17 protein-coding genes are annotated in these 23,340 nt (G+C 43.6%); 9 read left to right on the forward strand and 8 right to left on the reverse strand.

Going from position 1 to position 23,340, the window contains the following annotated elements; translation table 11 throughout:
* The first annotated feature begins 291 nt into the window (after window positions 1-291).
* Genes MHN32_RS21270 through MHN32_RS21280 form a run of 3 tightly spaced genes read left to right on the forward strand, consistent with a single transcriptional unit; the run spans window position 292 to window position 2,700 of the window.
* Complete coding sequence (locus MHN32_RS21270) at window positions 292-849, forward strand: GNAT family N-acetyltransferase (protein ID WP_239422738.1); 558 nt, start codon at window positions 292-294, stop codon at window positions 847-849.
* 1 nt (window position 850) lies between these two features.
* Window positions 851-2,185 carry an FAD-dependent oxidoreductase gene (locus MHN32_RS21275; RefSeq protein WP_239422739.1) on the forward strand — a complete coding sequence of 445 codons (1,335 nt, stop codon included), beginning with the start codon at window positions 851-853 and terminating at the stop codon, window positions 2,183-2,185.
* The gene (locus tag MHN32_RS21280) at window positions 2,185-2,700 is read left to right on the forward strand and encodes a GNAT family N-acetyltransferase (protein ID WP_010603732.1); all 516 of its coding nucleotides are present in this window, start codon (window positions 2,185-2,187) and stop codon (window positions 2,698-2,700) included. The genes MHN32_RS21275 and MHN32_RS21280 overlap by 1 nt, the downstream gene beginning before the upstream one ends.
* Here MHN32_RS21280 and MHN32_RS21285 read toward each other — a convergent pair.
* The 7 genes from MHN32_RS21285 to MHN32_RS21315 all read right to left on the reverse strand — a co-directional run bounded on the left by MHN32_RS21285 (window position 2,681) and on the right by MHN32_RS21315 (window position 12,622).
* The gene (locus MHN32_RS21285) at window positions 2,681-3,664 is read right to left on the reverse strand and encodes an HD domain-containing phosphohydrolase (RefSeq protein ID WP_017217673.1); all 984 of its coding nucleotides are present in this window, start codon (window positions 3,662-3,664) and stop codon (window positions 2,681-2,683) included. The genes MHN32_RS21280 and MHN32_RS21285 overlap by 20 nt on opposite strands.
* On the reverse strand, window positions 3,664-6,942 hold the full coding sequence (locus MHN32_RS21290; protein WP_239422740.1) for an MHYT domain-containing protein: 3,279 nt from the start codon (window positions 6,940-6,942) through the stop codon (window positions 3,664-3,666). Before MHN32_RS21290 ends, MHN32_RS21285 begins: the two co-directional genes overlap by 1 nt.
* Window positions 6,943-7,120: 178 nt before the next feature.
* A complete protein-coding gene (locus tag MHN32_RS21295) occupies window positions 7,121-8,188 on the reverse strand; it encodes a lipocalin-like domain-containing protein (protein ID WP_206472503.1) in 1,068 nt (355 codons plus the stop codon).
* Window positions 8,178-10,631 (reverse strand): ABC transporter permease, encoded by a 2,454-nt coding sequence (locus MHN32_RS21300; protein WP_239422741.1) that lies wholly within the window; start codon window positions 10,629-10,631, stop codon window positions 8,178-8,180. Before MHN32_RS21300 ends, MHN32_RS21295 begins: the two co-directional genes overlap by 11 nt.
* 4 nt (window positions 10,632-10,635) lie before the next feature.
* Window positions 10,636-11,292: an ABC transporter ATP-binding protein gene (locus MHN32_RS21305; RefSeq protein ID WP_010603737.1), complete on the reverse strand. Its 657-nt coding sequence runs from the start codon at window positions 11,290-11,292 to the stop codon at window positions 10,636-10,638.
* A gap of 108 nt (window positions 11,293-11,400) precedes the next feature.
* Window positions 11,401-12,093, reverse strand: a complete 693-nt coding sequence (locus MHN32_RS21310; protein ID WP_102058394.1) for an SDR family oxidoreductase — start codon at window positions 12,091-12,093, stop codon at window positions 11,401-11,403.
* 142 nt (window positions 12,094-12,235) lie between these two features.
* Window positions 12,236-12,622 (reverse strand): STAS/SEC14 domain-containing protein, encoded by a 387-nt coding sequence (locus MHN32_RS21315; protein ID WP_239422742.1) that lies wholly within the window; start codon window positions 12,620-12,622, stop codon window positions 12,236-12,238.
* A gap of 170 nt (window positions 12,623-12,792) precedes the next feature.
* Here MHN32_RS21315 and MHN32_RS21320 point away from each other — a divergent pair, with 170 nt between their 5' ends.
* Entirely contained in the window at window positions 12,793-13,590 is a 798-nt protein-coding gene (locus MHN32_RS21320) for a putative porin (RefSeq protein WP_239422743.1), read from the forward strand.
* A 144-nt stretch (window positions 13,591-13,734) separates the two neighbouring features.
* On the forward strand, window positions 13,735-16,986 hold the full coding sequence (locus tag MHN32_RS21325) for a S41 family peptidase (RefSeq protein WP_227387699.1): 3,252 nt from the start codon (window positions 13,735-13,737) through the stop codon (window positions 16,984-16,986).
* 37 nt (window positions 16,987-17,023) lie between these two features.
* On the opposite strand, the gene MHN32_RS21330 is transcribed toward MHN32_RS21325, so the two are convergent.
* Window positions 17,024-17,905 (reverse strand): alpha/beta hydrolase, encoded by an 882-nt coding sequence (locus MHN32_RS21330; RefSeq protein ID WP_227387698.1) that lies wholly within the window; start codon window positions 17,903-17,905, stop codon window positions 17,024-17,026.
* A gap of 131 nt (window positions 17,906-18,036) precedes the next feature.
* Here MHN32_RS21330 and MHN32_RS21335 point away from each other — a divergent pair, with 131 nt between their 5' ends.
* The 4 genes from MHN32_RS21335 (at window position 18,037) to MHN32_RS21350 (ending at window position 23,066) form a co-directional block, all read left to right on the forward strand.
* Window positions 18,037-18,630 carry a hypothetical protein gene (locus MHN32_RS21335; RefSeq protein ID WP_227387697.1) on the forward strand — a complete coding sequence of 198 codons (594 nt, stop codon included), beginning with the start codon at window positions 18,037-18,039 and terminating at the stop codon, window positions 18,628-18,630.
* A gap of 269 nt (window positions 18,631-18,899) precedes the next feature.
* Window positions 18,900-21,227 (forward strand): ferritin-like protein, encoded by a 2,328-nt coding sequence (locus tag MHN32_RS21340; RefSeq protein ID WP_239422744.1) that lies wholly within the window; start codon window positions 18,900-18,902, stop codon window positions 21,225-21,227.
* A gap of 13 nt (window positions 21,228-21,240) precedes the next feature.
* Complete coding sequence (locus MHN32_RS21345; protein ID WP_239422745.1) at window positions 21,241-22,191, forward strand: DUF692 domain-containing protein; 951 nt, start codon at window positions 21,241-21,243, stop codon at window positions 22,189-22,191.
* Window positions 22,191-23,066 carry a DNA-binding domain-containing protein gene (locus tag MHN32_RS21350; protein WP_010603746.1) on the forward strand — a complete coding sequence of 292 codons (876 nt, stop codon included), beginning with the start codon at window positions 22,191-22,193 and terminating at the stop codon, window positions 23,064-23,066. Before MHN32_RS21345 ends, MHN32_RS21350 begins: the two co-directional genes overlap by 1 nt.
* The last annotated feature ends 274 nt before the right edge of the window (window positions 23,067-23,340 follow it).

Raw genomic sequence — 23,340 nt, forward strand, 5'->3', positions numbered from 1 at the left:
TGCTGTTTGATTTTTGTTCTCCTGAGTGTGTTTTGGTCGCGACGCTCGACTTGCCGCCTAGTAATCTAGGCAAAAGTTGAGCAACAATGAACAAAGCGCTCTCAGGTGAACCCAAAGGGCAGCGCTTGATTGGCATTTCTACTGTGTTCTCGCCTGACTCACATAGAACAACTATGCTACGCAGGCTCTGCCTTGTATAAATACCATTCAAACTGCTGCAAAAACAAACTTGAAAGATAAACAGGCCCTAGTCAAAATGACTCACAGTAAATAACAACAATAGAGCAGCCTATGAAAATTATTCCTTTACAACCAGAACATTTCGAGCGTGTTATCGCACTTGGTAATCTCGTTCATGGTGATAATTATCTTGATAACGCGGGCATTGAACAAATGCACCAAAAAGGCTGTAAAAACGGTATTAATGCTTCCTTTGTTGCCCTAAACGATGAAGGCGAATTACTCGGTTTTAGAACATCATATAGCGCCGGACAATGGCCTATAGATAGGTGGAGTTCACCGTCTTTGTGGCCTGTTGATCAAAATGATATGGCATATTTTAAATGTATCGCGGTATCACCGAACGCACAGGGCCAAGGTATTGGACCCCAATTACTAAAACACGCAATAACAGCATTAACACAACAAGGCGCGAGAGCTGGCGTTGCACATCTTTGGAAACAAAGCCCAGGTAACGGTGCCGTTAAATACTTCACTAAGGCCGGTGGCAAACTGATTAAAGTCCATGATGATAAGTGGTTAGACGACTGTATCTATCACGGCTATGTCTGTACTATTTGTGGTACTGAATGCCATTGCCAAGCAGCAGAAATGGTATTGGAGTTTTAAGATGTCAGGGTTTGATCCACTCACTCAGCCACATTGCCAAGGCCAAGCTTTTGCCAATAGCTACTGGGCTGCAACCTGCCCTATAGGTACCCCCCCCCCTTCGCTAGATAAATCATTACAAGTAGATATCGCTGTGATCGGTGGTGGTTTTACGGGCTTACTTACCGCCTACCATTTGGCAACCACTCATCACCAAAGCGTTGCCCTATTTGAAGCCAATCAAGTTGGCTTTGGCGCGAGCGCGAGAAATGCGGGATTTGTGCTACCAAGTACGGGAAGGCTTGGTTATGCGCAACTGGCCAAAAAGTATGGTCTGGATGTCAGTAAAGCCATATATCAAGAGTACAACAACGCCGTTGCTTTGGTCCGTGAACATATCGACGCCAATCACATTGATTGCAACGTGCAAGCATCTGGCTATTTGAAAGTTGCACACAATCAGCAAGCATTTTCGCTACTAAAAGCGCAGTCCGAATTTCTCACTGCAACCATGGGTAGCAAGAGCCATCAGTTACTGTCTCAGCAACAACTGACCGAAACCTATATGCACAACCAGCAAGGGTTTGGCGCATTGCGATTTGACAACGCGTTTGGTGTTCACCCTTTGAAGCTGTTACTAGGTTACAAGGCTTTAGCACAGCAAGCTGGTGTGCAACTTTATGAAAACAGCCTGGTCACCCGCCACCAGAACCAAAATGGCAACCACCAGCTCGAAGTGAACGGCCACAAAGTCTCAGCAAATAAGGTAGTGATCGCAGCGAATGCCTATGCTCAGCGACAGTTTTCACCGTTAACTCAAGGGCGCTACTTGCCTATTTTAAGTAGTATAATCGTGACTGAACCACTCAGCGATGAGCAACTTGCTGTCAATGGCTTAATGACAGAGCAAGTCGTCATGGATACCAGACGGCTTAAATACTACTATCGTCGCCTTCCCGACAATCGCATTTTGTTCGGTGGACGAGGTGCGGTGTTTGGCCACGATCAGGATAACGCAAAATACCAACACAACTTGCGTTCAGCGCTTAACGATTGCTTTCCTAACCTCAATGCTAAAGTTCATTACTTCTGGAGTGGCTATATTGCCGCCGCACTTGATGATCTCCCCCATATCTACAGTGAAAATAACACTGGATATGTGCTCGGATATTGTGGCTCAGGTGTGGCATTTAGTGCTCAGGCAAGCATTCGTCTTGCTGAAAAATTAATGGGCTTTAAAGTGCCGGATTTACCCATCTATACAAAGCCGCTGCCTAAATTTCCAATGCCACAATTAAGAAGAGTGGGCCAACTAGCGTATTACCAATATGCGCAAATAATGGATAAGGTAACGTAATGCCCAACGCCACAATTCGCCCAGCTGTACCCTCTGATGCATTAAAGCTTGCCGCGCTATCGATTCAGGTTTGGCTCGATACCTATGCAGTCCAAGGACTCCGACAAGAATACGCAGAATATGCGCTTTCTACCTTTACAGAAACCTACTTTATATCTTTGCTACAGCAAGAAGAGATCAGCATTTACATCGCAACGCATCAAGGTGCGATACAAGGTTATATTCAAGCTAACCGTCACTCGAGATACCACCAGCAAGATCTTGGCTTTGAAGTAGAGAGACTCTATGTGCTAGGCCGGTTTCAAGGATGTGGGATAGGTCGGCGGTTACTTTCTCATATGGTAGACAAACTTGGCGAGCGGTACTGGCTCTATACTTGGGTCGAGAACGAATCAAATCGATTTTACGAAAAACTGGGACTGGCGCTGATTGGTAAACACCGTTTTCAATTTCATCAATGGGAAATTGAGAATAATGTCTACCACGCACAGGGGATTAGTCATACTGCGCTTTAATCTTTAGGATTTCTGGTAGGTTTTCATCGAGCAATTCAACTAATTTTGGGTCAAAGTGCTTACCACTTTCAGAATGAATGAAGGCCAATGCCTTTTCGATAGGCCAAGCCTCTTTATATGGGCGCTTTGAAGTAAGCGCATCAAACACGTCCGCAAGCGCACAGATCCGTCCTTCAAGTGAGATTTCTTCCCCTTTTAATCCTTTTGGATAACCGCTTCCATCAAATTTCTCGTGGTGCTCCATCGCCATTAAATATGCAAGCTTGACGAGTTTTGAATCAGAGTCCGCAAGTATGTTTGCACCCAGCTCAGCATGTTGTTTCATCACCTCATATTCTTCGGCATCTAAACGTCCAGGTTTCAGCAAAATGCTGTCGGCAATACCGACCTTGCCAATATCGTGCATCGGGGCGGCGAGCATCAAATCTTCCGCATACGCTTCCGGTAAACCGCAAGCTTTAGCAAGCACAAAGCAGTAGCGGCTCATTCTTGCAATATGTTGGCCTGTTTCATTGTCTTTGTATTCCGCCGCCTGACCGAGCCGCTGCATCAGTTCAACGTACGCACTTTTAAGCTCAGTAGCACTGACTAAAGACAAGTGCGTCTTCACTCGCGCTCTAGTTATCGCAGGGCTGATAGGCTTTGTGATGTAATCAACACCACCTAACTCAAAGCCTCGAGCTTCGTCAAACTCTTCACTCAAGGCAGTCACAAAAATCACCGGGATCCTCGCTGTGGTAGGGTCTTCTTTTAATTTGGAGCAAACCTCAAAGCCTGTCATTTCTGGCATCATAACATCGAGTAAAATTAAGTTAGGTAGTTCCTTATCTACTAGCTCCAGCGCCAATTTTCCAGACTTTGCAAACTTCATACGATACTGATTACCCAGCGTTTGCTTTAAAATTTGGAGATTCGTTGCTTCATCGTCAACGGCTAGGATCAGAGGCTTGTGGTCATTTATCATTACACATCAGTACTCATTAATTGTGCGAGAATTTCCTCCGCACGTTCAAATTCAAAATCATCCAATGCATGTTTCAACGCCTCTACCTGGCTTCGGTACGTAAGGGGCGCGCTCTCTAACAATGCGTCAAGCACATCATCCTCGACTTGCGCCTCATCTATCATCTCTTTTACTTGTGGCAAGTTTTGCTTAAACAAAAAAACGTCGCCCTCACTCAACGCGTTGGTTACAACTTCTTCATCACTCAGTCCAACCACGTCGTCTAGTTTTTCAATAATGAGCGCCATTTTAGCTCTCAAGCGCTCGTCAATTTCCTTCTTACCCTCTATTTGCTCAAGCAGAGCAAAAAGTGTCTCCAACGCCAAGTTTCCAGCAACGCCTTTGATAGTATGAATACTCTGTAGTACATCATTCGTAAACTGACCTTCGTGGGCAAAAAGCGCTACCACTTCTTCTCTTTTACCGTCCCAAAAACGCGCCAATTCTTTTAAAAATCGAGCTTCACTGCCCCATAAATTTATCGCTCTAGCTCTATTTATAAGCTGTTTGTTGCTGGTTTGCCTTACTCCAATCGCCGTATGAGCAATATTGATATTGAGCGTTTCAGCAATAGTGCGAGTTAAATCTTCTATCACCACCGGTTTTGAGGCAAATGCAGCCATCCCTGCAGCTTTTGCAGCCGCTCTATCCTCGCCTAACACACTCGCGGTGAGTGCGATTACCGGTGTCTCTTGTTGCCTATTTTCTCGTTCATATGCTTTGATAGTGCGCGTCGCCTCAAGTCCATCACAACCCGGCATATGAATATCCATTAGAATAAGATCGTATTGTTGCGCTTTTGCTTTTTCGATGGCCTCAAGCCCATCTCCTGCGACCTCTATACTATGACCTTGCTTTTCAAGTAATAAGCTCAACAATTCGGTATTTTGTTGAATATCATCGGCAACCAAGATATTTAATGGGGGAAGTTCGACATGAACATCTTGCGCTATTGTGAATGCCGCGATTTTCTTAAGAGGCACAGTAAAGTAGAAAGTAGACCCTTTTCCAAGCTCACTGTGAGCCCATATTTTTCCACCCATTAACTCGACTAGCTGGCGACTAATGGTCGTCCCAAGGCCTGTACCACCAAAGCGGCGACTCATGCTCTCATCGGCCTGTTCAAAGGGATTGAAAATTGAATCTAGTCTATCGTTGGCAATCCCTATACCTGTGTCCGCAATTTTAAACAGTACATAATTGTCATGAGAGGACTCAACGCTAAGCTCTACACAACCCTGTGCAGTAAATTTAATGGCATTACCCAATAAATTTACCAATACCTGCCGTAAGCGGTCGGAAGCACCATGATAAGTTTGATGCAAACTGTGACTCATCGTGAGCTCTAGTTTTAAGCCCTTTTTCTTTGCTTGATACCAAAACGTCGATACCACGTTGTCGAGTAGCTCAGAAATACAGAAATCATTCTCAATCAGGTCGAGCTTGCCTTGGTCCAGCTTAGCGGAGTCTAAAATATCGTTAAGCAAGTGCAGTAGCGCCTTTGCACTCGTAAGTATCGTATTTACATGCTTACTTTGATCAGGTTTCAGCTCAGACTCTCTCAGTACTTCACTAAATCCTAAAATGGCATTCATCGGTGTGCGAATTTCATGACTCATGTTCGCTAAAAACGCTTGCTTGGACGCTGCTGCGCTTTCAGCAATGCTTTTTGCGCCACGTAGTTCGTCTTCCATGTTCTTGCGCTCGCTAATATCAAGTAATACGCCCGCAATGCCCTCAACTTTACCCGCTTGATCGTATTCAAATGAACCTTTATCCAGCACCCACTTGGTATGGCCTGATTTGTGTAATATTCGATATTCCTGCGAGTAACTCGCTTTGCCGCATTGCAGTGCTTGTTCAACCACATCGTGCGTTAAGCTTTTGTCATCTTCAATAATCAAGCTGGCAAAATGAACTTGCCCAGAAATAAATTCTTCTGCTCGGTAGCCTGTAAGCTGCTCGACAATGGGACTTACGAACGATATCGTCCATTTGCTATCAATCCGGCAACGAAATGCCACGCCAGGCATGTTATTTAGCAGCGTCCGATGACGCGCTTCCTGCTCAATCAGTGCTTCTTCCATTTGCTTTTGCGCTGTTAAGTCAGTGATAAAACCCACATAAAACGCGCTTTGGTCTTTTAACTCAACCTCTCCTATTCCCAGCCGAATAGGTACCAGATGCCCGTGCTTGTGTAGCGCCTTGATTTCACGGCCAACCCCCTTAAATTGTTCAAGGTAAGTGCTGTCGAATGATACTTTCGTTTGCGCTTCTTTAGGTAAAAACACAGCAACATTGCGACCAAGCGTTTCTCGCTCAGACCATCCTAAAATTCGTTCAACTAACGGGTTACAGCTTTTAATGATACCATCACCATTGATAGTGATGATCCCATCAACGGCTGTTTCTAGGATAGCCGCAAGCCTAGATTCATTAGCGGCTTTGTCTGCAGCCACTGAGCGGTACTTGCTCGCGGTATGAATAAGCGCAGATAAAGCGCTAATGATCATACTGACAGCAGCAATAAACAATGCAAGCGATTGAGTATGCTGCTCTTGCATTTCTTGGCTGATAATTGGTGAGTCAGATACAAATTTTGCCGCCTGCATGCCCGTGTAATGCATTCCTGACACCGATGCCCCGAGTGCCAAAGCGCCTAGCCATCTTACAACACTGATATTGTTATCACTGACATAATCACGCAGTTTACTTCTCGCTTGAATTGCGATGAAGGCAAGTGACACAGCGACAACAATTGATAAACCAAAAAGTGCGGGGTCGTAACCCAGCATAGGGCCAAGCTGCATGGCTTCCATACCGCTATAGTGCATGGTGCCAATGCCCGCCCCCAAAATGACCGCGGCGAGCCCCTTTACTGCAAGTGTGACATTTGGTCGAGTTATCAAATCAAACGAAACCCAACAACCTAAGAAAGCGGGGAAGATGGACGCCGCAGTAAGCCAAGGATCGTAGTCCACTTCAACACAAAGTGAGAACGCTAACATGCCAATGAAGTGCATACTCCAAATACCACCAGCCATGGCCACAGCACCGCCAAATTTTGCGAGTCGATTTATACGGCTATTTTGGTTTTGCTCAGCAAAGTCGATCTGGATAAGCGTAAAAAATGAGGCGATAACAGCCACAAGCACAGATAACGCTACAAGCGTAGCATCATAAGTTCCGTTGAGTAGCAACTCTGGTGCGGGATCGGTTACAAAAAACGTATTTAACATAGCAACACGGATAGTAAGATATTCCTAGAGTCTAGCTTTCTAGGACTGAGTTTGACAGAAAAAATCGCTGTTAAAACAAGATTTCAGGATAAATTCATGTTTAATGTGGGCTAATACTATCTCACTAGGAAGTTTAAAGACAATATAGGTACAAGTTAATCGGTATAGCCAATGCGGGCTATTCGTATCCGACTAGCTCAGCGTACCCTTCACCGGTATAGCCACCGGACACTTTTACTCTTCCTTCCCAATACGGGATAGTCAGCTGGTTTCTCGCATCACGATTGATACTTTCGATCAGAATAACAGGACTGTGCTTTAGCCGTAGTTGCCATTTAAATGGATAGCTTACTCCATCTAATGAAACCTGCTCCAAAACACTTAATTGAATATCCTTATGCGCTATTTCTGTCGCGCTACCCTCAGCTGTAATTTCAGTGCCTCGGCAATCTTTGTAGACTTGTTGGCTATCACGAATGCAAAATACCATTAGTGCGCCGTTCGATCTGTCTTGACCTCGAATACTAAACCAATCCCAGCCGCTTTGTGCCTTACTGATAAACGAGGAAGACCATTCCCTATCGAGCCACGCGTCACCGCTGACTTGATGTGTGTCACCTTGAAAAGTAAGCTCACCAGAGACGCTTAAAAAAGGATAGCTGTAGTACATGGAAGCGTGGCCGTCGGACGTTTTTTCACTGTAGCCATTGTTCCCATGTAGCACTATCGGACTTTTTCTCAGTGTTAAATTAACACTGTTTTTTTCTTCCTCAGCATGAAGCGTTAACGGAAAAAATGTTTCCGTCGCGCTGCGCAAATGCCAGTTATCTAATTGCGTGATAAATGGGTCAGCTTGAATTTTTACTTGCCCTGCTCTTCCGTATCGTTCGAAGGATTGGTGCCTGGTATTATCTTGAATTGCAAAATGCGCAAAGTATAACTCACCATCCCACCATGGACTGACATATTGAACGCTGACAACTGAGGTTCTAAATAACGTCCATTGAACACCAAATTCTTGCCCTGAATCACTTTTTAAGTTTGCAGTAACATACCACCATTCAATGCCTTGATCAGGATGGCTACCGTGATCACGCGGAAAACTTAACCGATATACGGGAGAGACCGGATCGCCCGACTGAAGATTGAAAAAATCACGTTTTGAAGCAGGTGCTTCTGACAGCTCCGGAGTGCAGCCGACTCCCACCATTAACAGTAATAAAACGATAAGATAATTAGTCTTCATACAACAGATCCGCAGTATCGTGACGACTCAGTTTGAGTAGAGGTAGTACACTAACCAGCAAAGCTAAACTAAAAATGAGGGTGATAAAGACCGCGATCTCAAGATAAGGTAATAGAAAAGGGATCGTCCAACCGAAGCCAATTGGCATCACAAATTTAAGTAATATCCACCCGAGCATTCCCCCGAGTATCGTCGCCAACACTAAACTCACAAGCAGAATAACAGCGCTCTGCCCTAATTTAATAGCAAATGCTTGCCAAGTGGTAACGCCTAATGTTTTTAAGATGGCCAAAGGTTGAATTTGCTTAGCGCCGAGAGTCAGTAATGATACCCACAACCCAAATAGCGCGATAGCAACTATCATTAAATTTAACGCGTGCGTTGCGTAAAACGTATGTTCAAACAAACGCGTAGCGTATTGTTTAAAGCGCTGATTTTGAACCACTTGTGAGTCGTTTAAATGGAATTGCTGCATGACCTTTTGCTTAAATAAAGCGGTATCAATATCTGGCTTTAGAACAATTGAAAAACCATATGCTTCATAGTTAAGCCCGGCGTTTTCAATTGCGTCACTAACAGCGACGAACACCGCGCGCTGTTCGCCATAATCGTAATAAAAACCCGTTATCTCACAGTTAATATGCTTTTTGCCTTGTTGCAAACGAATACGCTGACCCAACTTTACGCCATACAATAATTTGCTTGGCTCGTTGGCAAGGCACCCACTCACATTTTTATTCGCATCATAGTAAAGCACTTCGTTATTAGGTACAGCTCCCGCAAGCAGCGTAAGATTGTAGTGATGTTCGCCAGAGCGACCGAAGCTTATCAAGCTCGCTGATTGAGTGCCTTGTTGATGTGAGCCCAGGCCATAACTTATCTCTGCACGCCAAAATACACCGGCCTTTTCAATATCCTTTTGGCTTAAGAGCCATTGATATTGCACATCAGAGACTTCACTGGGCCGCACATATAGATCTGCGCTAAGGCGACCATCTAAATGGATCTGCAAAGCTGAACTAAAACTGCTCACCATAATTTGCAACCCTACGGAAGTGCCAACCGCAAGCAACACGGCATAAACACTGATTGCAAGTACTCTGATCTGCTCGACACTGTCTGCTTTCATCCATTTGACTAATGGATGCTGAGTTGGAATACCTTTAAACGCAGCCCACAGTGCCACTGGTGTTATCATAAAAAAGAGCAACAGTAAGCAAACGCACAACCCAAGCGCATGAAATGGCGCTTCGCTACCAAGATAAAAATACCCAGCGGCCGTAACCAATAGACTTCCACTCACTATTTTACTCTGCCAAGATTTATAAAAAGTAAGAGGCTTTACTTGGCAATATGCCACACTTGCAAGTACCAAAAGGTTTAACACAAATGCTTGCAGCACGACTAACCAACTGAAATTAACCGGTAAACGCCTATCTAATGCAAATAGGCTCTCTAACGCCATAGAGATCTCGCTCACCAATAAGTTCGCCCCTAGGAAAGCCACACCTGCGCCCACCAATGCAGCAATCAAGCTTAAGACGAGCACCTCAATGACTACCGCTGCGACTACATTTGCTTGAATACATCCAAGTAGTGTGAGTTGCTGATGTAGTTTTTTTCTTGCGTGCAGACAAAGCTTTATAGCGTTAAAACTTAAAAAAGCGCCAACCACGTAGCCTAGGAATGCAAGCGCTTGCAGGTTGAAGAAAAACGCCTTCGACAACGAGTCGAAAGACTGCGCTTGTGCACTTTGCAGCTGTGCTTTATCACCTAAAATCTGCCTAACTTTTGCCTCATCCAATACTGCATTTGAGATCTCTATATAACTAATTTGACCTGATGAATTCAGTAAATGGTCAACTAATGCAATATCGGCTAATGCGGTATCACCAGTCAGGTCCGATAAAACAACGAAGTGTACATCCGTATCAAGAAGCTTGATCACCTCATGCCTACCGAGCGACAAATGTTGAGCCATCTCCTCAGATACGTAAATTGTATTAAATCCAAATTGTAATGGTGCAGTTTGATTGCCTGACTTATCTCCCTGTGATTGCACTTTAGGTAGAGACAGCCATTGCAAAGTATTAACTCCTTTGATCCGGAGCCTGTTCCCGTTCGGCAGGGTAAGCACGCCTTCCAAAACAGGCTCAGCAGATACGACTCCTGCGTTTCGAAGCGCCGTCCATACATCGCCAGTCAACATCTCGCCGCCTACGCTTGGCCGAACAAAGTGACTAATTGGATTGTTAATAAGTGCGCTAGTTTGCTGATAGCGATCTGTTGCTTCTTGATTTAGTCCTTGAATTGAGCCAAGTAAAGCACTACCCAAAGATAAGCCAAAAACGAATAACAAAAACAACCAAAGATGCCTTTTATAGAACTGCATAAACACCGTGAGTACCAGCCTAATTTCTGATAACGCGCTCAGCCGTTCCATCGTTTTAGCCATAAGCACGGTTGTTTTGAATGGTGATTTTTCTATCTAGGCTGTCAGCAAGGTGTTGGCTGTGTGTAACCATAAGCAAGTTAACGCCTTGCTCTTCACACAGCTCACGCAGAAGTAATACCACTTCTTCGCTTTTCGCAGCATCTAAGTTTCCCGTCGGCTCATCGGCCAGCAATAACTTAGGCTTGTTGATCATGGCACGTGCGATACCAACTCGCTGCTGCTCACCACCTGACAATTGCTGAGGCAAGGCCGTTAATTTATGTAAAATCCCCAAACGCTCTGCCAGCGCATCAACATCGCTTTGCTTTGGGTTCAATTGATTGAGCTGTGCTTGAAAAACAATATTGTCGTAGACGGATAAAGGTGCAAGCAATTGATAGTGTTGAAATATCATCCCTAACTTGCGACGGTAGAGCGCCTGTTCAATATCATTAAACTGAGTAATATCCCGGCCATCAATAATAATACTGCCGCTATCGGGCTTTAACAAACCACCAATCAGATGGATAAGTGTCGTTTTACCCGACCCGCTATCACCAACAATAGCGACCTGTTCTTTAGCAGCAATACTGAGACTAAGCTTATCTAATACAGCTCGATTCACTTCACCATCACGACGCGTGAAGACTAAACTTTGAACTTCTACCACTGTATGCACATTCCTTTATTACTATGTGGACGCTACGCAACGTATCTTCCTCATTAAGTAACCAAAATTTTTTATTTCTCGTGTAAGCACAGATTAGTTGTCAGTTTATTACCAAGGAATAGCTTCACCGCTATAGTCGTAAAAGCCACCGCTTTGTGCATCCACAAAATGTGATAACACGGAGTAGATCCCATTTGCAGACTCGTCCGGGGTAATTAACGCGTTGGGGCCCCCCATTTCCGTTTGAACCCAACCCGGATGAAGCGCAACAGTTCGGATCCCCTCACTCAGTAAATCATTAGACAAGCTTTTTACCACTGAGTTTAGCGCAGCCTTCGAACTGCGATAGATATAGCCGCCACCTTTGGTATTCATGGTGTGACTGCCGACCTTAGAGGAAATGGCCGCAAAAATCTTTTCATTACCGTTGCAAAGATGGGTGTAAAATAGTTCAGCAAGTCGCATGGTGGAAAAGACATTAACCTCCATAACTTCTCGCCACGCTTCTATATCGGTTTCACCAAACGCATAGTCTTTCGGCCCATATATACCCGCGTTGTTGATAACGATATCTATAGCTACAGGCGCCAGTTTCTCGCTTAATTCTTCCATCTGGTCGTAATTGGTCACATCTAAGGCAAACACTTGGAGCTCAGGAAAAGTTGGCGCGAGAGAGTTAAGTTCTGAAGCAATAAGCGGGTCTCGACAAGTTGCTAATACGTGCCAGCCAGCCTGCAGATAGGTTTTAGTTAACGCAAGTCCAATACCGCGGTTTGCACCAGTGATCAGTATTTTTTTCACAGTCGAAGCTCCTAAGCCGTTATGACAAAAGCCAATGGTGTTAATTCACTATACTGATGATAGGTTGAATAATCCACTTTTTGCAGATGTGACTAGCATCTCGAGCCACAATGCAAAAATCATGAATTTAATTCAACTTTAGTCAGTCTCGCTCTTGAAGCCAATTCAGTGCATCTTCTTTATCATCAAAATACTTCACTTTACCAGTAACAAACCAGTTACCTATTGTTGCAGCAAGTCGATGCCAATTTTTACCGCCATATATTGCTACTTTGGCAAATTCAGTGCTATGCTCAAAGGCGAGTTGGAAGTCATCCCACATGGCTCTTGGCTCCCAGCCTTCAAAATCAGTCGCATCAAGAAATGCATAGATTTTAGGCGATGTTACCGCTTTCAGTGCACTCTCGATTATTGGTGTAATAACAACATAATCTTCATGAGTGAGTTTACCTGTAGGCTTAAGTGTGAGATAAATATTATCTCCAAAGCGCTCAGTGCCTATTGATATACCGTGAAATGAATTTTTCATTTTCACTTCCTTTATGTTTATCTTATAAACAAAAAGCATAATTAAGTCTCAGCTTTTTTGCCAATATCCAAACTTTTTTCATTATTGTCAGCTTCCGTTCAGATTTCTAATACTACCATGCGCGCCGTTGAGTCGATGTAGCTCAATATATGGAAATTAAAGGGATGACTATGAAAAAACTACTATCTATCGCAGCTGTTTCACTACTTGTTTCAGCAGCAGCTCAGGCTAACACTGGTAACGTACAAAAAGAGTGGTTCAACGCCGCTAGTTACACAGATTTTGATGGCTCTGACAACAGCGCACTGATGCTTTCTTCTCGCTATTTCTTCGCACCTCAAGAATCAGTAGGCGTATGGGATGACTTTGGCTACCTTGATACGGACAGCAATGTAGGCGTAAGTTACTTTAACGATGATTATTCAAATGCTTTCTCAGCGCGTGGTGAAGGCTTCATCACTAAAGAATGGTTTGTAACAGGTAGCATCGCTGATCTTGGCGAAGCTGACGACCATTACTCTATCGGTTTTGGTTACCTATACAACGACAGCCTAAAACTAAGCGTTCGCCACGAAGAGTTTGAAATTGGTGACGTAACTTGGTTCAAAGCTGAGTACAACCACGAACTAAATTCTACAGATTACATTGGTTTCACTGTTGAAACTGAAGACGAATTTGATTACCTAAACCTAAGTGCACGTTACTTCATGCACGTAGGTGGTGAAAGCTACTTCACAATCGACGTAGAGCACAACCGTGTTGATACAGATTTTGAAGATGACTCTGTAACAAACGTACTTGCAAACTACTACTTCACTCGCAACTTTGCGCTTGGTCTAGGTTCATATGATTCAGACTTAGCAGTAGAAGCTAAATACTTCTTCAACGACACTTACTACCTTAAAGGCAGTGTGGTTGACACAGACGGCGGTGAAACAAGCAACCTAACTTTTGTTGCTCAGTTCTAAATCAACACATGATTGAGGTACATCTGTACCTCCCCCAACTACTCAACATCTCATCGCGACCACACTCCGCGGTGGGGTGTTTTTTCACATTTTGAAACAAGCTACTCATCTAAATTGGGTGCATTTCACTTATCAATCGTTATTATGTATCAAAATAATAACGGAAATGCCTATATTATGATGAAGATAAAAACACTCGTGCTCGCCATTGCTGCGGCAGCCGCGCCTTTTGTTTCGGCGTATCAGACCGAAGATACTCGCCTACTCCGCTTTCCAGATATCCACAAAGATAAAGTCACTTTTGTATATGCTGGCGACATATATATTGCAGATACCAACACAGGTAAAAGTCAGCGTCTAACAGACCATATTGGTTTTGAGACCTTCCCTAAGTTCTCTCCAGATGGCAGCAAAATCGCTTTTGCCGCCGAGTATAATGGCAGCCGCCAAATCTATGTGATCAATGCTGATGGTTCAGGATTAAAGCAACTCACTTACTACAACGATGTTGGTCAAATGCCTCCTCGCGGTGGGTTCGACTATCGCGTGATGGACTGGACACCCGATGGTAAACATATCGTTTTTAGAGCAAATCGCACACCATGGGGCAAACGTATGGGTCGCCCGTATATGGTACCAGTAGAAGGTGGACTTGAGCAGCCGATGGCCATTCCAGAAACGGGTGGTGGTATGCTCTCCCCTGATGGTAATAAGTATGTTTACACACCAATCGACAGAGAGTTTAGAACTTGGAAGCGCTCTCGTGGTGGTCGAGCTCAGGATGTATGGATTTACGACCTTGAAAACAATACGTCCAAACAACTCACCACTGACAAAGCCACCGATCAACAACCAACTTGGGTGAATGACAGTATTTACTTTGTGTCTGATCGCGACTACACGCTCAACCTTTATAAATATCGCGATGGTAAGTCACCGATAAAAATGACTGACCACAAAGACTTTGACGTGCTTTGGCCATCAGCTGGGCCAGATGCCATTGTCTACGAAAATGGCGGTTACTTATATCGCTTTGACGAAGCGACAAAGACAACTAAAAAGCTAAAAATCGATGTTGCTGGTGTGCGTCAATATGCCATGCCATATAGTAAAAACGTTAGCGACTTTATCGATTCTATGGATATATCACACGATGGTAAGCGTGCATTGTTTACTGCCCGTGGTGAGTTATTCTCAGTCCCAGTAAAACAGGGTCCAACTCGTAACCTCTCTTACACACCAGAAGGTCGTGAAATTGAAGCGAGCTGGTCACCGAATGGCCGTTATATTGCCTACATGAGCGATAAAACAGGTGAATATGAGATCTATCTCAAAGATAGAGCAAATAACAACAAAACCATCCAGTTAACTGACAATGGTACCATCTGGCGCTTTACACCAATTTGGTCCGCTGATAACAGCAAACTACTCTTCGCAGATAAAAACCACACGCTATGGTGGATTGATGCGAAATCTGGCGATATGCATAAAATTGACACCGCCAAATACGACGAAGATGGTCTAACTGAATATACTTGGTCGCCAAACAGTGAAGATATTGTTTTTGTTAAAAACAATGAAAACCGCTACGCCTCGCTTTGGCACTATAACACTGAGGATAAAAAGGTCACTCGACTGACTGACAACATGACCAGTGAGCGTAACCCGACTTTCTCTCCTGACGGTAACTACATTTATTTCACTTCTGAGCGCGACTATAACCTCACCTTTAGCAGCTATGAATTTGATTATATGTTTAATAATGCCACGCGCATTTATAGCGTTGCGGTGAATAGTCAGATCAAGCCGCTTAATGCCTTTGAAAGTGATGAGTTAAGCATTCAATCAGACGATGAAACGAAAAAGGACAGCGAAAAACAAGCAAATCGCATTGAGGTCAACGGCTTTATGTCACGGGTTGTATCACTCTCAGCCCCAGCAGGTAATTACGGTTCGCTCACAGGTGTTGAAGGAGGCGTACTGACTTTAACAGGCGGTGCGTTAAAGCTCCTCGGCACAGAACCAGATAGCAAACTAGAAACCGTCGCCGAAGGCGTAAGCAGCTATAAAGTTGCCGCTGGTGGTAAGCACCTGATCGCTCGCGCTGGTAACAACTTCAGTGTAATTGCACCAAAGCCAAAGCAAGATTTAAAAGCCAGTCAGCTTGATTTATCTAAGATGACACTGAAAATAGACCCGAAAGTTGAGTGGCAACAAATGTATGTAGAAGGCTGGCGCACATTACGCGACTGGTTCTACGACGAACATCACCATGGTCAAGATTGGGATGCTATCTTGGAGAAGTATCAACCACTTGCCAGCGCTGTCGCACACCGTAGCGACTTAGACTATGTACTTAGTGAAATTGCGGGTGAAATCAACGCAGGTCACATCTACGTACAATCTGGTGATGCCCCAACAGCCGAGCGCAAAAAGCATGGTTTACTTGGCGCAGAAATAAGCGCTCATCAGTCTGGCTACGTTAAAATTGAGCGTATCTACAAAGGTGAGAACTGGCATGAAGACTACCGTTCACCACTCAATGAAACCGGCGTGAATGCCAATGAGGGTGATTACATCATCTCGGTAAATGGTCACTCGGTAAAAGACGTGGTTAACTTTTACGAGCTACTTGAAAACACCCAAGGCGAGCAAGTTGAGTTGGTATTGAGTAAATCACCAAGCGCTGATGATAGCTGGAAAACCACGGTAAAACCTGTTGCCAGCGAACAAGGCTTGCGTTACATGGCATGGGTTCAATCACGTGCTGACTACGTGGATAAATTATCAAACGGTAAGATTGGCTACGTTCACCTACCAAATACTCATTATGATGGTAACCGTTCATTATTTAAGAACTTTATGCCACAAACGAGCAAAGATGCGCTGATCATCGACGACCGTTATAACGGCGGCGGCTTTATCCCTGAGCACATGATCACTTGGCTTGCTCGTAAGCCACTTAACTATTGGAAACGTCGTGGTGTTGAGCCAACAAAAACTCCACAATTTGCCCACGATGGTCCAAAAGCCATGCTTATCAATGGTTATTCAAGTTCGGGTGGTGATGCCCTACCTTACTACTTCCGTCAGGCAGGTCTTGGCAAACTAATTGGTACTCGCACTTGGGGTGGCCTTATCGGTATCTCGGGTAATCCAAGTCTTGTTGACGGAGGTCAGGTTATCGCTGCAACCTTCCGAATTCTAGATAATGAAGGCAACTGGATCATCGAAAATGAGGGCGTCAGCCCTGATATCGAAGTGATCGATAGACCAGAGCTTGTTCATGCCGGTAAAGACCCTTCTGTCGAGCGTGCAGTGAAGGAGCTGTTGAAAGAGTTAAAAGATAGCCCGAAGAAAACACTGACAGTGCCTCCTGCGCCGTCTAAGTTCTAATTCCTATAAAAATATAAAAGGCTGAGCAATCAGCCTTTTATATTTTCGAACAATCTTTATTCCTACCTCTACGCGATAGATCTCCCAAAAATTGTACGAGTAGCTTTGTTGTTTCATTTGTCGGCGTTGATGCAAGTAAATGATGCTGATAGTTAGGTATAAAAAACTGTTGTGCACAGTGATTTTTTAATACCAGCTTGCTTGACTCTGGAAGTACATCATCTTTACCTGAATTAATTACTAATAGATTTTCATAATAATTAACAACTTCGAGTCCATCAGAGAAGTACTCTTGCAAATCATTTTCAATTAAATATGACTCTATCACCTTATCGATTAATCCTTGCGGCAAGTACTCAATATATGAAACCGTTTTTGAGGCAGCAACATTTAAGTCTTCCCTAATTAAAAATGGTGCCACACCAATCAAATTGCTAGGGTTATACTTTTGAGCTATATGCAATGCCGGTAGAAAGCCCATAGAAAATCCGACAACATTGACTGACTTATAATTAGAGGATAATTCAGGATAATAGTCGACCAATTTACTACCAAACGAAAATGTAGTTTCATCAACGCTTTTCAAGTCCATTACAATGACATCTGATCCCAATGAGGAAAACCAAATCGCGTAGGAAGTCAGTAGTGATTTATCCACGGCAAAACCGGGGATCAAGAGAGTTAGCTGCCCGCTCAAGTCGAGAGCCCGAGCTTGCTCTTCTCTCACTATTTTGTAACCGGCACTGATACCATTAATTTCAACATTCATATCAATGTCATCCTTGATTGAAATATCACTTGGATAAAAGTCATAAGTCAACGTGTACTCACCTTTTTTTAATTTCCTTTCAATTTTTTTGACATTTATCAACTCTGTGTCGATAACTAGTTTTAACTCATATTTCAATGATTTACTCATAACACTTCGACCTATTGAAGTGCAACCAGAACTAATAAGAAAAAATAAAACAACAATTAAAATTGATCTTTTTGTACACATTAACTAATCTCCTCCTTGCAGTACTAATTTCATATTAAAAAGGATATTTTATGAATTGTAAATTTAGAAACTCAATTATCGCTGCAAATTTATTAGTTGCACTAACCGGATGTAAAATGACAGCGAATGCAGAGCACGCTCAAGGCAGAGTGTCTATTCAATGTCAAGTTATTATTGGTAGTTCCTCTTCATCCAACTCAATTATTCAAACTTTTGCACCAGAAATTTTCGATCAATATGGTCGAATTAACCTTTCAAATATGGATGCATCCAAGTTAGAGTTTGAAATAAATAATTTATATAATATAAATGATATTAAAGATAACCGTATTCTTATCATTTTGAAGTCAGGTCAAAGTATTTTGGCTCGTAAATGGTTTGATGTATATAAAGCTGACTCGATGTATAGGTTGAATAGCCCTCAATTATTTTCAAACTGGGCTATGACCTATGAAGCGGTGGCGGATGGTTTCGACATAAACTTTGCTCCAAAACCTCGGATAATTACGGCACCGAGTAGCTTTTCAGTCAAAGGTAAGTATCGAAGTGCACCTCTTTTCGAATCGCCACAGGTACAGTTTGAAGGTTGTGAACGTTTGCCTGAATTCCCAGTACCGGATCCTGGTTACTATTGCGAACGGTAAGACTTGCTAGCTAAATTCAGTGAGTAATTATTGATTACTCACTTCTAATAACGATCTACGTTTAGACACAACATATAATCCCCACCCCGTAATCTTGTGTAATCGCCTTTTTTTACTTTTACAGCTACTTTCTAAAGAGAGTGGTGTTTTCACCTGAACCAATCACTTAACTTTATTAACTGAATTGCAATAGTTCGACATATATATCCAATACTACAGGCTATTAGGCGAAAAAATGCAGCAAGTCCACCGTCATCAAGGAGCAAGCTATGAATGTGCAGAATAAAGAGAGTCAGCCTTTAAAAATAAACAAAGAGCTCAACACCAACATCATCCTCAGCAGTACACAAAAGAAGCAAATAAAAGCACGCGCAAGCAAATACAAGAACGCTGATTTATCTTGCCTTAGGGCAATAGCACAAGCCGCAATAAATGTAGAATTATTCACTATCCCTTTATACATGACAGGCCTTTATTCCATTCAAGGCACCCATGCGATCGCTGATTCATCAAACCTTTATCCAGGACGTTATTGGCCAGGACTTGGTCCAACAGCTGGATATATCCCGGAAGAGCGCCGTAGTCAATATGACGTTGATCTCGCGCCGTTATTCGATATAAATACGTTAGTTAGTGATAGTAAACCCAGCGATTTGTCGGATAAGTTTAGATTAACTATCAATCAGCAAGTTTTTAATGGCGTATATAGTGTTTTCATTGAAGAAATGCTCCATTTACAGCTTGCTTCCAATATGGCAAGTAAGTTGGGACTCACACCAAGCTTTACAAGTCCGGCATTGATTGATGAAAACTATGGTTGGAAATGCTACAACAACCAAAGTGGTATTCCACATATTTTGGACTTTGCTGACTGTACCAAAGACTTGTCGCAACTGAGCCCTGAGATTCAAGCTTACTTCAAACAAATTTTCCCAGGTAAAACGTTACAAGATCTACGCGTTAATGCCACTGAACTCAACAAAGAGCAGACACTACTCTTTATGTTGATTGAAGAAACGGAAGAAAACGCAAAGAAAATTATCCAAGAGCAATATTTAGAACCAAACAAAGACACAAAACGGCCAAAATATTTTGAGCAGGCACCTTATGACTGGTGGAAACCAGATTACACTGAGAAAAACCTGCCGCTGTTTGGCTCGATTGGACACATGTACCTCAGCTATTGGGATTATATCCAGATCCAGTATGACGATGGCACAAGCTTGCTCGACTATGCAACCATTCAGCGCGACTATTTTAATGAGCGCCCTGGTAATAAAGATTATCAGCCACAATTCCCAGGTATTAAGGGCTCTCTCAACGTAAAAGAAGATCATACTGTATTAAAAGAAGCGTTAATGAATAATGTAAATGCCATTACTGATCAAGGTGAAGGTGATGGTGTGGCAGAAATGATTTGTAAACGCTGGGCTGATGAGAAATGGGCACAAAACCTCCTAGCAGCGAAAGCGGATGAAGCGGATGATCCCCACCTCAGCACCGTAGAAGAGAAGTTTCAACCTAGTGCAGAAGCATTGAAGGCGGATTATCCCGCAAGCTGCGGTGAGGGTCCAATTTCCGGTTCGGCGTGTGCGCGGATCACTAATAAATACAAAGATCACTTTCAAATATTTACCGATACCATGAGGCTCATTGTCGACTTTGAGAAGTCTTCAAGTCAACCAGACGAACGTTACATGACTTGGTCAACTTGGTTTGCTGAGGGTAATAGCTGGAATGAGGCGTTATTGGACCCCAACGGCGATGATGAAGCAGCTAAGCAAAACCCAAATCTACCTTGCGTCAGCAGTGTAGTAAAAGCGCTTAACAACCTTAAACTCTCGTCAAATATTGGCAATACGCATCAATTATTCAGTCAATCTGCGGTAGGCACAATTAAAGGTCTAACTACTGCACTTGATCGTTATTGGTCTGGTAAAACCAGTGAATTTCCGGGCCCTGCGATGGGTGGCTCTGGCGATAGGATCTCGATTTGCTGGGCAACCACGGGAATTGCGCCGGATTTAGTAACGGGTATCGCCCCACAAAATCCGAACACCCTTTATCATGCCTGCCAAGGAATGAGCTATACCAACATAGGTTCGAATGACTTACCACCTCCTGAGGTATATCACAGTTGTAAAGGCAGTAATGATTGTAAAGCACAAGGTGGTTGCGGCTTTGTTCATAGCACAACGCCCGGCGGTAGCTGTGGTGGTAGCGTATCAACAGGGCCAAAAAGTGCCCCTGCTGATAATAAGTGTAATAACTTGGGTGGGTGTGCCGTGCCTATATCAGCCTCTCAACTCTTCCCTGAACTTTCTGGTGAAGACCAAGAATACGATATGCAACTATTTAAGTTTAACTTAAAAGATAATACTTTCTCTCCAATGGATTACACTTACCCGAAAGACCAACAAGCTCCAACCGGTCAATCTGCAGATCATGTGCTAATGCCTTATAAACAAGGGGATGCCGTATACGATATTGCTTGGCAAGCATACTGCAATGCCAATGGTTTATTGAACGAAGATGGCGAACCTAAAGAGAAGCCAAAACCTTCAGATATTCGTCTAGCACTTCCTCCATCAACTTGATAGGAAAGATAGCATGACAAATCCAATTCGGACGCAGCAGCTTGCTGCGTCCGCTATAGAACAATTGACCGACTTAGGGTTTGGTGTTGGCCTGAGAAGCCAGCACTATCCCTTTATCATGTCTCAATTGGAACACGGAGCATCGCTTGATGTTGACTGGTTTGAAATCATCAGTGAAAACTATATAGATAATCACGGCTATGGTCGGCATGTGCTCGCTCAGTTAAAGGAACAATACCCGCTAGTGATGCATGGTGTGTCAATGAATATTGGTAGCAGCGACCCTCTTAACTTTGAATACTTAGGCAAGCTCAAGGAGTTAAGTGAATTCGTTAAGCCACAGCTTATTTCCGATCATTTGTGTTGGACAGGCGTTGCTGGTTTGAATAGTCACGATCTCCTACCTATGCCATTAACTGACGAAAGCCTACAACACGTTATCAACCGTGTTGACCAAGTACAGGATTTTTTAGAGCGACCTTTGGTGCTTGAGAACCCATCAACATACCTTGAATTTCAACATTCAACCCTCACTGAAAGCGAGTTCTTTAGTGAGTTAGTCACCGCAACAGGCTGCGGCATGCTATTGGATGTAAACAACGTCTTTGTTAGTAGCTTTAACCATGGTTTTGACGCCGAAGCGTTTATTCGTCAACTCCCCCATGAGCACATCGTTCAAATCCATCTAGCCGGTCCTAGCGACTGCGGTGATTGTTTGATAGACACCCATGACCAACCAGTGCCCGCCAAGGTTTGGCAGCTTTATCAACTGGCGCAGCAGTTAACGGGTGGCGTGTCGACCTTACTTGAATGGGATGCCAATATCCCCAGCTTTCCTGAACTCGTTGATGAGTTAAGCAAAGCAAAACTGGTACTGGCAGGGCATATTCCAAAACAAGATACAATTACTAACACCAACGCGCTGTCAACTCCAATCGTCAAAGAGCGAGCAGAATTAACATAATGAAAACGCCAGACTTAACGCAAACTCAGCAGTGGCTTAGCACCGTTTTAATGGTGCGAGGCGACCTACCACAAAAACTCAATACCGCTGCAAATCCGCATGGTTTAACGCTGCATGACTGTGTAAAAAGTAGTAAAACACTGGGAGCTATGAGAAGAGTAGACATCTATGCTGCAGGCTATGTGATGCGTTTAGTCGAATGTCTTCGGGGAGAGTTTGCACTACTTCGCCAGTTTATGGGCGACGAAGTATTCGACACCTTCGCCAAAGCCTTTATCGTCACCTTACCCTCAGAATCTTGGACATTACATCAACTAGGCACGCGCTTCGCTGATTTTTTAGCACACACTAAACCCACCGGTGATTTTAATCCCCACCAGCAAGCTATGTTTAGCTTGCCTTCAGAGCTGGCTAAGTTTGAAAGAGCCAAAGCGCTTGCACTGTTAAAACCAGGACCGGAAACCGAGCAATCAACTGCAGTAATAAACGAGATTGAGCTCCTTTGCGGTATCGCAGAAAATTTTGTCATGTCGGTGCCAGAATCAGTACAGCTTATTCAAACCGATTACCCTTTGCTGCCGCTTATAACCCAGCTTGAGCAAGCAAAGCCGTACACCTTGCCAACGCCTGAGCAAACGCATATTGCAATATCGCGCCAACAATATCGCATCAAAATGAATGTATTAAATGACTGGCAAGCGGATTTATTACTGCACTTGAGAGAAAAACCGCTGCGCTATCAAGAAGCAATAACTTACTGTGCTAAGCGCATGAATATGGAGACTCAAGTATTGAGAGCGCAGTTAGCAGTTTGGCTGCCAAGCGCTAGTAATATGGGGCTGTTTACGTTACAAAATGAACCAGTGCCCCAGTGATCCAATTTTCTAAATAATGGCTCAGTTAATAAAGTGAAATAAACCTTGATGGGTTATTTTTATATCCAATACAAGATAGACTAGCTGTATCGACTGCTGCTCCCAAATAATAATGATAACAATCAATAACCGTAAGCTAGACTTAGCCACGGGTGAACTTACCTACCTTGATGAGACTGTCCACTTCCCCTTTAATGGCACACCTCTAAACTGGAGTTTTCCAACTTAGTGCGGTAAATCGCCGGAGGCAAGTTACCAAGGCTCTCATGTGTTC

This window comes from Pseudoalteromonas sp. Of11M-6, from assembly GCF_022347905.1.
GTDB lineage: Bacteria > Pseudomonadota > Gammaproteobacteria > Enterobacterales > Alteromonadaceae > Pseudoalteromonas.